The organism is Coprobacter fastidiosus (assembly GCF_982245605.1).
The window spans coordinates 47,272-57,092 of the sequence record NZ_CEVCIF010000022.1; the positions used below are offsets into that span (position 1 = coordinate 47,272).

Annotated in this window: 10 protein-coding genes, 1 tRNA gene and 1 pseudogene; 4 read left to right on the forward strand and 8 right to left on the reverse strand. The window is 39.0% G+C overall.

Annotated features, from left to right (window positions below; translation table 11 throughout):
- Nucleotides 1–202: 202 nt before the first annotated feature.
- The 4 genes from pfkA to porQ form a co-directional block, all read right to left on the reverse strand.
- Nucleotides 203–1,183 (reverse strand): 6-phosphofructokinase, encoded by a 981-nt coding sequence (gene pfkA / locus AC0UMU_RS07360; RefSeq protein ID WP_009318644.1) that lies wholly within the window; start codon nt 1,181–1,183, stop codon nt 203–205.
- A gap of 247 nt (nt 1,184–1,430) precedes the next feature.
- Complete coding sequence (locus tag AC0UMU_RS07365) at nt 1,431–2,294, reverse strand: 4-hydroxy-3-methylbut-2-enyl diphosphate reductase (protein WP_278714515.1); 864 nt, start codon at nt 2,292–2,294, stop codon at nt 1,431–1,433.
- An 8-nt stretch (nt 2,295–2,302) separates the two neighbouring features.
- Complete coding sequence (gene cmk / locus AC0UMU_RS07370; RefSeq protein WP_022389573.1) at nt 2,303–2,998, reverse strand: (d)CMP kinase; 696 nt, start codon at nt 2,996–2,998, stop codon at nt 2,303–2,305.
- Nucleotides 2,999–3,005: 7 nt separating this feature from the next.
- Nucleotides 3,006–4,034, reverse strand: coding sequence for a type IX secretion system protein PorQ (porQ, locus tag AC0UMU_RS07375; protein ID WP_229088679.1), 1,029 nt, complete (start codon nt 4,032–4,034; stop codon nt 3,006–3,008).
- Nucleotides 4,035–4,274: 240 nt separating this feature from the next.
- Here porQ and AC0UMU_RS07380 point away from each other — a divergent pair, with 240 nt between their 5' ends.
- The 4 genes from AC0UMU_RS07380 to AC0UMU_RS07395 all read left to right on the forward strand — a co-directional run bounded on the left by AC0UMU_RS07380 (nt 4,275) and on the right by AC0UMU_RS07395 (nt 7,380).
- Complete coding sequence (locus tag AC0UMU_RS07380) at nt 4,275–5,234, forward strand: alpha/beta hydrolase (RefSeq protein WP_022600408.1); 960 nt, start codon at nt 4,275–4,277, stop codon at nt 5,232–5,234.
- A gap of 192 nt (nt 5,235–5,426) precedes the next feature.
- Entirely contained in the window at nt 5,427–6,401 is a 975-nt protein-coding gene (locus AC0UMU_RS07385) for a polyprenyl synthetase family protein (RefSeq protein WP_022600410.1), read from the forward strand.
- 4 nt (nt 6,402–6,405) lie between these two features.
- Nucleotides 6,406–7,170: a TatD family hydrolase gene (locus tag AC0UMU_RS07390; RefSeq protein ID WP_278714514.1), complete on the forward strand. Its 765-nt coding sequence runs from the start codon at nt 6,406–6,408 to the stop codon at nt 7,168–7,170.
- A gap of 122 nt (nt 7,171–7,292) precedes the next feature.
- Nucleotides 7,293–7,380 (forward strand) — tRNA-Ser (locus AC0UMU_RS07395).
- Between the two features lie 38 nt (nt 7,381–7,418).
- On the opposite strand, the gene AC0UMU_RS07400 is transcribed toward AC0UMU_RS07395, so the two are convergent.
- The 4 genes and pseudogenes from AC0UMU_RS07400 to AC0UMU_RS07415 all read right to left on the reverse strand — a co-directional run bounded on the left by AC0UMU_RS07400 (nt 7,419) and on the right by AC0UMU_RS07415 (nt 9,756).
- Nucleotides 7,419–8,459, reverse strand: a complete 1,041-nt coding sequence (locus AC0UMU_RS07400) for a hypothetical protein (RefSeq protein ID WP_122337494.1) — start codon at nt 8,457–8,459, stop codon at nt 7,419–7,421.
- Between the two features lie 161 nt (nt 8,460–8,620).
- Nucleotides 8,621–9,190, reverse strand: a complete 570-nt coding sequence (locus AC0UMU_RS07405) for a hypothetical protein (protein WP_288641221.1) — start codon at nt 9,188–9,190, stop codon at nt 8,621–8,623.
- 4 nt (nt 9,191–9,194) lie between these two features.
- Nucleotides 9,195–9,245 (reverse strand): annotated as a pseudogene (locus AC0UMU_RS07410) (toxin C-terminal domain-containing protein); the annotation flags it as partial.
- Between the two features lie 22 nt (nt 9,246–9,267).
- A complete protein-coding gene (locus tag AC0UMU_RS07415) occupies nt 9,268–9,756 on the reverse strand; it encodes a hypothetical protein (protein ID WP_022389642.1) in 489 nt (162 codons plus the stop codon).
- Nucleotides 9,757–9,821 lie beyond the last annotated feature (65 nt).

The window sequence follows — 9,821 nt, forward strand, 5'->3', positions numbered from 1 at the left end:
CAAGTATAAAGTTTGTGTAAAATAAACTGCAAACCGAGAGAGAAAACAACGGGTTTACTCGACTGGCTATGCCAAGGTACTGCGTTTATTCCGAACAATAGTTTAAAATAAGAACCGTTTCAAAAATAATCATTTTTTTGAAACGGTTCTTAATAATTATAGAAAAAATATCGCTATTCTGCTGATTATCGCGTACCGATTTTTAAATTGATAATATGCGCAACGTATTCAGCAGTTCCCGATTTATAGGCTTGTCGTTTTTTATGGCTTTATTGAACGGGACATATTCAATTTGATCATCTCGAATACCGATCATTACATTGCGTTGATCGTCCAGAAGAGCATCGATAGCGGCAGCTCCCATGCGGCTGGCAAGAATCCGGTCATTGGCTGTCGGAGATCCGCCTCGCTGCAAGTGGCCTAAAATGGTTACGCGGACGTCATATTGAGGATATTCGTTCTTTACACGTTCTGCCAAATGCATAGCTCCTCCTGTGCTCGGACTTTCTGCGACAAGAACTATGCTACTGTTTTTTGATTTTCGGAATCCGTTTTTGATCAGAGCTTCCAATTGATCTACTTCTGTGGCAATTTCAGGAATTATGGCGGCTTCTGCTCCGGATGCGATAGCTCCGTTTAAAGCAAGGAAACCTGCATCACGGCCCATAACCTCTATGAAGAACAGCCGTTCGTGGGAGGTTGCGGTGTCTCTTATCTTGTCGACGGCGTCCATAATCGTGTTTAGTGCCGTGTCATACCCGATTGTCGTATCCGTACCGAACAGATCATTATCGATTGTTCCCGGAAGCCCGATTATCGGGAAATTATGTTCGGTAGCAAAAATACGTGCACCTGTTAAAGTTCCGTCACCTCCGATTGTTACCAGAGCATCGATACCTTCTTTCTGAATATTGTCAAAAGCCAACTGACGACCTTCCGGTGTTTCGAACTCTTTACATCTCGCAGTCTTTAATATCGTACCTCCTTGTTGTATGATATTACTTACGTTTTGAGTTTTAAAAGGGACGATTTCTCCTGTGAGCAGACCTTTATATCCCCGGTATATGGCTTTAACATCGAATCCGTTATATATGGCGGAACGGGTTACTGCACGAATTGCAGCATTCATTCCCGGAGCATCACCTCCGGAAGTCAGTATTCCAATACATTTTTTCTTTGTCATAACTTATTTTTTAAAGAAATACCTGTTTTTTATAGCCGCAAATGTATGAAAAATAATCTTTAATCTGTATTTCTTTTTTATTAATATCGGGAAATAAGAAATTCTTTAGTACGAAGAAACATTTTTTTGATATTTGCAAATTCTGTAATATATAAATATTTGTTTATCTGATAACTAAATATAGTGACCTAAAGAAAACGCAAAGATGTCCAGATAATGTTTCTTTATTGGAAAACTTAGACAATCCCTAAATATTTTTTTGTATAAAGTCCTGAACTTCTTCCATAAGCCATTTGGGTGTCGATGTCGCACCGCATATCCCTATGCTGCTTTTCTCTTTGAACCAACCGGTATTTATTTCCGATATGTCCGAGACTAATTTTGATTCGGGGTTGACTTTACAACATTCTTCGAAGAGCACTTTACCATTAGAACTTTTTTTCCCGCAAACGAACAAAATAAGATCATGCTGTCGGGCAAATTCCCTGATATTCGGAATGCGATTGGCTACTTGTCGGCATATTGTATCGTAGTATAAAAGTTTTTGTCCTGAAGATTGCCTAAGAGTGATTTCTTCTACGATTTTCTTAAATCCGTCTACCGATTTGGTTGTTTGAGAATATAGGCTGATTTGTTTGTTAAAATCTATACGACTGAAATCGTCTAAACTTTCGATGACAACTGCCTCACCGTGTGTTTGTCCTACCAACCCGTTTACTTCGGCATGACCTCTTTTCCCATAAATGACAATTTGACCGGTGTCGGGATCGGTTTCTTCGTATGAACGTTTGATTTTCTGTTGCAACTGCAGAACTACCGGACAGGTAGCATCGATAATTTTTATATTATTTTCTTTGGCTATCCGGTAAGTTTCCGGGGGTTCGCCATGAGCTCTCAACAATACTTTCACGTTTTTCAGTCGCTTCAGGTCTTCGTGATTTATGGTGATCAGACCTTTAGATCTCAGACGTTCTACTTCGTTGTTGTTGTGTACGATATCTCCGAGACAATAGAGTATTCCCGATTTTTCCAATTCTTCTTCTGCTTTTTGTATGGCGTTTACCACACCAAAACAAAATCCCGATTTGTTATCGATCTCTATTTTTATCATAAGTCGTTCTATTTTTCGATCACCCGATTATATTGAGCGATCAACCATGCATCCTGTTCGGCAAGAGTCATTTTTGAATTGTCGAGCAATAAGGCATCATCAGCTTTTCGTAACGGGCTGATCTCCCTGTTTTGGTCTATATAATCTCTTTTTTTTACATTGTCGAGAACTTCCTCAAAAGAAACATTCGATCCTTTTTTTTGCAGTTCGTCCAATCTGCGCTGTGCGCGAGTTTCGGGTGAAGCCGTTACGAATATTTTTAGTTCTGCATCAGGAAAAACGGTCGTTCCTATATCCCGGCCGTCCATTACGACTCCCTTTTGTTTTCCCAGTGCTTGTTGTTGTGCTACCATTGCTTCGCGTACAAAAGGAATGGCGCTTACTTGACTTACTTTATCGGATACTCGCATCGAACGGATTTCATTTTCTACATTCTCTCCGTTTAAATAAGTTTCGGGTTTTCCGCTCTCCGGATTGATTTTGAATGTAATCTGCAAAGTGTTTATAACTTTTTGTAGTTCGGATTCGTTTACCGTGTCGTTTTCGAAAAGGTCGTTGTCTATGCAGTAAAGCGTTACGGCCCTGTACATCGCTCCGCTATCGATATAAACATATCCTATTTTGCGGGCCAGTTCTTTGGCCATCGTACTTTTTCCACAAGAGGAAAAACCATCTATTGCGATAACTATTTTTGTCGTTTGCATTTCTAATTTAATGTTGTATAAATTGCGATATATTGGTTGTGAGGTTAAACATGAAAGTCGTTCCTCCGACATGTTGTTGAGCTAATGAAGCTCCTATGCCGAACATCTTTACCTTGATCCCTGCCCCTACGGTAAAGCCGGACAGAAAATTTCGGCCATAAGTCTGCATATCGCTCCGATATTTATAATTGTAACCTAATGCAATGTATAAATTACGAGAAGGAATATAATCTATTCCGAAAACAAGATGCCTGAACAAATCGGTAGCAAAATTGCCTTTTTCCTTTATTTCATCTTCGCTGCTGTTATATTCTCCTGTTGTCGGAGCTGTATAAGGTAATTTCCAACGGCTTAAATGTTGGGCTGTGATTGAAAATCTAAAAGGAGCGTGGTCCAAAGTTTTTGAGAGTCCGAGTTGGATATCCCAAGGCATTTTATCCCGGTTTTCATTGTATTTCTTTAATTGTCCGCCCAGATTTTTAAAAGCTATGGAGAGAGAAAGCTGGTTATCCGGGTTATAGTAATTGATACCCAAATCGATAGCTAATGCAAGAGAAGTATATTGTTCATAAGAAGAATAAAGAAATTTTGCTTGTATACCTCCCCTCAAGCGATCGGTAATATCGTGTGCATAAAATCCGCTGATCGACATGTCTTTGGGACTGAATGTCCCGGTGATCACCCCGTTTGCTTCGACTTGTTTCATCGATCCGTATCCTGCGTATTGGATGGCCGCAGCCCATGCTCCCCGTTCTCCTGCGGCTTTGGCGAATGTCGCTCCTGCCAGATTGATTCCGGCAACATATCGCATATAATTCAGATTAAGCTGGAGATTCATTTCAGGGCCTAAAAGTGCCGGATTGTGCTGGATGACCGAAACATCTTCTTCGATGATCGAAATATTGTTTCCTCCTAAAGCGTTGATATGCGAAGATATAGGGAGATTAAGAAAGTCGAAGGCCGACTTCCCTTCTTGCGCTTTAGCCGTAAGGTAAAAGATAGACAAAAACAAAACGAATATATGTCGATTCATCATTTGCATGGTGTTACGAGGCTCAAAGATACGTTTTTTTTAGGATTCGGAAAATCTCTTTTTGAAAAGCTTCGATACTCTTCGATATTAATAACGGAAAATTTTTGATAGAAGTATATATCTATTTGATTTTAATGGTAGAAAATGTATTACAGTTCTTTTTTCTCTTATCGAGATATATCTTTTCTAATGAAAAAAATGTATTTTTGAGACTTACTTAGGAAACATCAATTTCTGATTATTATGAAACGGATATTTTTTCTCTTCTTTTCTTTGTTTGCTTTATCTTTACATGCTGCTTTGCAGGAAGAGGCTGTGAGTTTGAACACTCCTACGGGGACTATATATGGGAGACTGATTTTGCCTGATGATAAGGCCTCTTTTTCTGTTGTAGCATTACTCATAGCGGGGTCGGGACCTACGGATATGGACGGTAATACTACCATGGGAAATATAAAGAACAATTCTTTGAAATACCTGGCCGAAGGCTTGGCTGAGAACGGTATTCCTTCTTTGCGTTTCGACAAGCGAGGTGTAGCATCCAGTGCTGCGGCAGGTTTACAGGAATCAGAACTTCGTTTCGAACATTATATTGCCGATGCGAAGGGGTGGATAGATTTCCTTTCTGCTGACAAACGTTTTACGGGAGTTGTTGTTATAGGACACAGTGAAGGTGCGCTCATCGGTTTGATGGCCTGCCGGAATAATCCTAAAGTAAAAGGTTATGTTTCATTAGCAGGAGCTGGGCGTCCGGCCGATGAAATCATAGAGGCGCAAGTAGCGGCACAGATGACTCCTGAGGCCGTACAAAAGCAGGTGGCCGACATTAATGCCTCATTGAAAGAGGGACGTGAAGTGACCGATGTGCCTATTTATTTACAGACCTTGTTTCGACCTTCTGTTCAGCCTTACCTGATTTCTTGGTATCGCTATGATCCGCAAAAGCTGATAGCTTCGTTGGAAATTCCAAAACTCATTGTACAGGGACAAACAGACATCCAGGTATCTGTACAGGATGCTCAACGGCTAAAGCATGCTGATTCTCGTGCCGAGCTCTTGTTAATAGATGGTATGAACCATGTGCTGAAGGTCTGTAACAGCATGAATCCGCAAGAACAAATGAAAGTGTATGCAGATCCTTCGTTGCCGTTGGCGGAAGGATTGGTCGATGCTTTGAGCCGCTTTATTCGTAAATTGTCATAACATACTCGATTTATATCTATTCTTTTCTGCTCCTGTTGTATCGGCAGAATGTTGTTTTTCGTCTTATGGTGGCAACGGGGGGAATTGTTCGAAGAAAGCGTTCTTTGTTTTTTGTCGTGATGTAATCCTTTATTACATTTTCGGCGTTTCATTTTTATTGATAACTTTGTGATTTATAATTAAAAAATCTATATGGAAATCCTTGATAAGTATATAAAGGCTGTAAATAATGGTTTGGCGGCTATTCCGTATCCTTCCGAACCCGATAATCTGTATGCACCGATACGTTATGAACTTTCTTTGGGGGGAAAGCGTATTCGTCCGGTATTGATGTTGATGGCTTGTGAACTGTTCGGAACTGATTATCACCGTGCCATCTCTCCGGCTATAGGGTTGGAGATGTTTCATAATTTCACGTTGTTGCATGACGATGTAATGGATAATGCCGATGTGAGGAGGGGTAAACCTGCGGTGCACAAAGTTTGGAATGAAAATACGGCCGTATTATCGGGAGATGCCATGCAAATATTGGCTTATATGCAAATGTCCGAAGCTCCTGATTTTTGTAGAAAAGAAGTCCTCGATATTTTTTCAAAAACAGCTTTGGAAATTTGTGAGGGGCAACAATATGATATGGAGTTTGAAAGTCGGGATGACGTTTCGGAAGAAGAGTATTTAGAGATGATACGGCTTAAAACTGCCGTTTTGTTAGGCGGAGCGCTTAAAATAGGCGCAGTAATAGCCGAAGCTCATCCCTCTGATGCCGACCGTTTGTATCGGTTCGGTGAGAATATCGGATTGGCATTTCAGTTGAAAGACGATTATTTGGATGTGTACGGAGATCCTGCTGTGTTCGGGAAGAAAATAGGTGGCGATATTCTCAATAATAAAAAAACATATATGTTGATTAATGCATTGAGATTGGCTGAAGGTAAAGACAAAGAGGACCTTCTGTCATGGATGGGTGCAAAAGAGTATGACGCAGATGAGAAAATTCGTTGTGTAACGGACATTTATACCCGTGTAGGAATAAAAGAACTGTGTGAAAACAAGATGTGGGAGTATTATAAAAAAGGTACGGACCTATTGAAAGAAATAAATGTAGAACCTGAATACATAGAGCCATTGTTGGAACTTTCTGCGGTACTTATGGAGAGAGAAAATTAGGATTATGATAGATACGCATACTCATATATATCTTCAGGAATTTGATGAGGACCGGAGGGCTGTAATCGATAGAGCGGAGAAGTCGGGAATTACTCGTATGATTTTACCGAATGTTGATGTGGAAACTGTCGGTGCATTGCGACAAACATTGAACGATTATTCTTCATTATGTAAAGGAACCATGGGATTACACCCGACTTCGATAAATCAAGATTATAAACGGGATTTGTCGTGTATTGAAGCTGAGTTGGACCGGGGAGAATATTGCGCTGTGGGTGAAATCGGTATGGACTTGTATTGGGACAAGACATTTTTAAGGGAACAGATCGATGCCTTTACTTCACAAGTACGTTGGTCTTGCAATAAGAAAATACCTGTGATAATCCATTGTCGGGATGCTTTTGACGAAACTGTTGCGGCATTAAAATCTCTTTCGTCGTTATCGTTGACCGGTGTTTTTCACAGTTTTGGCGGGACTCCCGATCAAGTAAAGATAATTCGGGAATTGGGAGATTTTTATTTCGGTATCAATGGTGTGGTGACTTTTAAAAATGCCCGTCTTGATGAAACGATAAGGGAGATAGGAGTCGATCGGGTTTTACTGGAGACGGATGCACCTTATTTAGCTCCTGTACCGTTTCGCGGGAAACGTAACGAACCTTCTTATATCGTAAAAACCGCAGAGAAGATTGCGGAAATATTGGGTCTTTCTAATCAAGAAGTTGAGGAGCGGACTTCCCGGAATGCTGAAATTCTGTTTAAATTGTAGTGGTGAATCAATCGTTAAAAAACATAAATCGATAAAATGCGGTTTGAATCTTTGTGACAAATCGTCTGTAAAATCAGAAAAAAGAGTATCTTTGCACCGCAAATGAAGATTCGCAGAATCTTGGAGTGATGCTCGAGTGGTTGAAGAGGCACGCCTGGAAAGCGTGTATACGCCAAAAGCGTATCGGGGGTTCGAATCCCCCTCCCTCCGCAAAGTAAATGTATGCCTGATAGGTTCAGATAATTTCTTTAAAAGTTTTCAAAAGGGGTTTTGATATTTGTTTTTATTGATTTTAACCATTTGCGATACATCTCTTCGGGCATTTTCCTATAACCTAAGCGGTGGATATGTGCATAAGCATCGTCCATTTTTTCTTTTAGCTTTTTAGCCTCTTCACACTCTTTATTGTCCAGATGTCGGTATTGCTTTGTCAATAATTCCGCTTTTATCAATAGTGCATTTATATAGTTAGGATAATGTTTGAGAGTCGTATTGCAGCAATCTTCGATGAATTTTCTGTTTCCGATTCCATATTTGCGCATATACCCTTGAGCCAAGTCGGTCAAACACAGTGCCACGGACTGTTTTAAAGATAGCGTATCGGTGTAAATCCCGTTACGTACTGCATCGAGATGAATATACCCCGACGCCATCAACCAAGCATCGGTAGGAAAATCCCCGGTTGTCAATTCAATATTGTACCAACCGATGTGTTGCGTTTTTGCTTTTATATACATGTGATTGGGGGCTAATGCTAACCAGCATTTTTCTCCCAGTTCGTCCATAATAAGTTTATAAAGTAGAGGCATCGAATGACAGTTACCTTTACCGGTTGCCATAAGTGTGGAGACAAACATGTTGCTCCAGTTTTTTTCTCCGGCAAAGTCATCGGCATTATATCCGAAAGGGAGATGATAGTAAACAGAGTCTCCCATTTGTATGGGTATGGTATCGGTCATAAAGGCGAATACGGCAGCTTGGGCGTTTACTGAAGATACATCGTTTCCGGAATAGATTATCCGTCCGGAATTGCTGACAGCTCGACAAAAATCCGCATATCGTTCGATTTGTTTGTAAAACAATTTTTTATTCAGTTTGTCGTTAAACCATGCGTTTTCTACACAATAGATTGCTTCTCTAAGATTTAGTGATTCTTTTCCTGAAAGCATATTTGTCAATCTGTTTTGAGCCGATCGATAGTATAAATCGTTCGACTGAGCTTCTGCTCTGAACATTACAGAAAGTAGGATCGATATTAGGGAATATTTAAGAAAATAAAGTTTTTGCATTTTGATTTCGCTTATTTATTTTTTTATCGTTTATCCATGTGGATTTAAATTGAAATAGACTATTAAATAGTAAGGCGCTGTTCGTTGGCACAGTATTTTCCATCCATTATTTTCTGTATATTTTATTGCAAGCCTTAGAGAATCTCTTAGCCGAGCTCTTGTCATCTCGGATTGAAATACAGACCGATTTTCTCGATCTCTTCTTTAAGAATGCATTTATCTATATTACTGTTGAAATACATATAGTAATCAAACCCGAATCGGACATAGAAATCTTTTTTCTTGTTGGTCAGATCACAGTTCATAAACTCCCTTAAATTTAAACGTACGGCTTTCTCTATTTGGGAGATATGTATGCGCATACCTTCCTTTATGCTCAGGAACATATCATATAAGGCTTTATTTTGTTCATGTAAAGGATCTTTGGGATCTTTGGGTGTAAAGCGCTTCATATTTCTTTTATTTCTATGAATAGACAAATACTCTACCGTCAGGAAAGAACAACCGGCCAATTCCATTCCTTTGATTACAGCCTGTACGTATTTATCTTCCGTCTCCAAATACTCTTCCCGGGTAAACCGCTTTCCGTCATATACATTGCCTATATCAGATAATGCTACCCATTCGTCTTTTCTATAAATGCCTCGTTCGTCATAATTTTCCGGTGCATACTTGACGATCAAATCCGCAGTCCATCTCCATGAATCATCATACTCTTTTTCCAGTTTCATAACATTAATCTCCTATTCTATTTAGATTTTTATCGAATGTTCCCATTCGTGTATAATGGTCAAGACCTTGTTACAAATTAATTATCTATTACAAAATATAAGAATCTGTATAAAAAACGTTGTTCAGGAGGTAATTCTTGATTCTCACCGAAATATACATTACACTTATATTTTGTACTTAAATTGTCAACTATATGCTTTGTCGGTTTTATCATTGTTTTATTCCCTTTTCTGAATAAATATAAAGATGGGGGAGTCGTGATTCTATTAATCTCTTTTTGGGTAATAGATTTTGGTATATTATTTTTTAGCTTTGTTCTATTTAAAAAGATACATAGTATTATATCGAAATCTGTATTTGCTAAATGTTTCTTGAATAATTTCAATATTTCAAGAGACCCTGTCAACCAATTAGATTTATCTTCAAATATTGGGTCTATGTCGTTAATGTGAACATCATCAAAAACATTTTTACTTTTTGAATTTAATCGTAATTTAAGGTTTTCTATCCATTTATTTAGAAATTCTATATAGACATCTTGTTTATTGAGGTATTTTCCATCCATTATTTTCTGTATATTTTATTGCAAGCCTTAGAGAATCTCTTAGCCGAGCTCTTGTCATCTCGGAT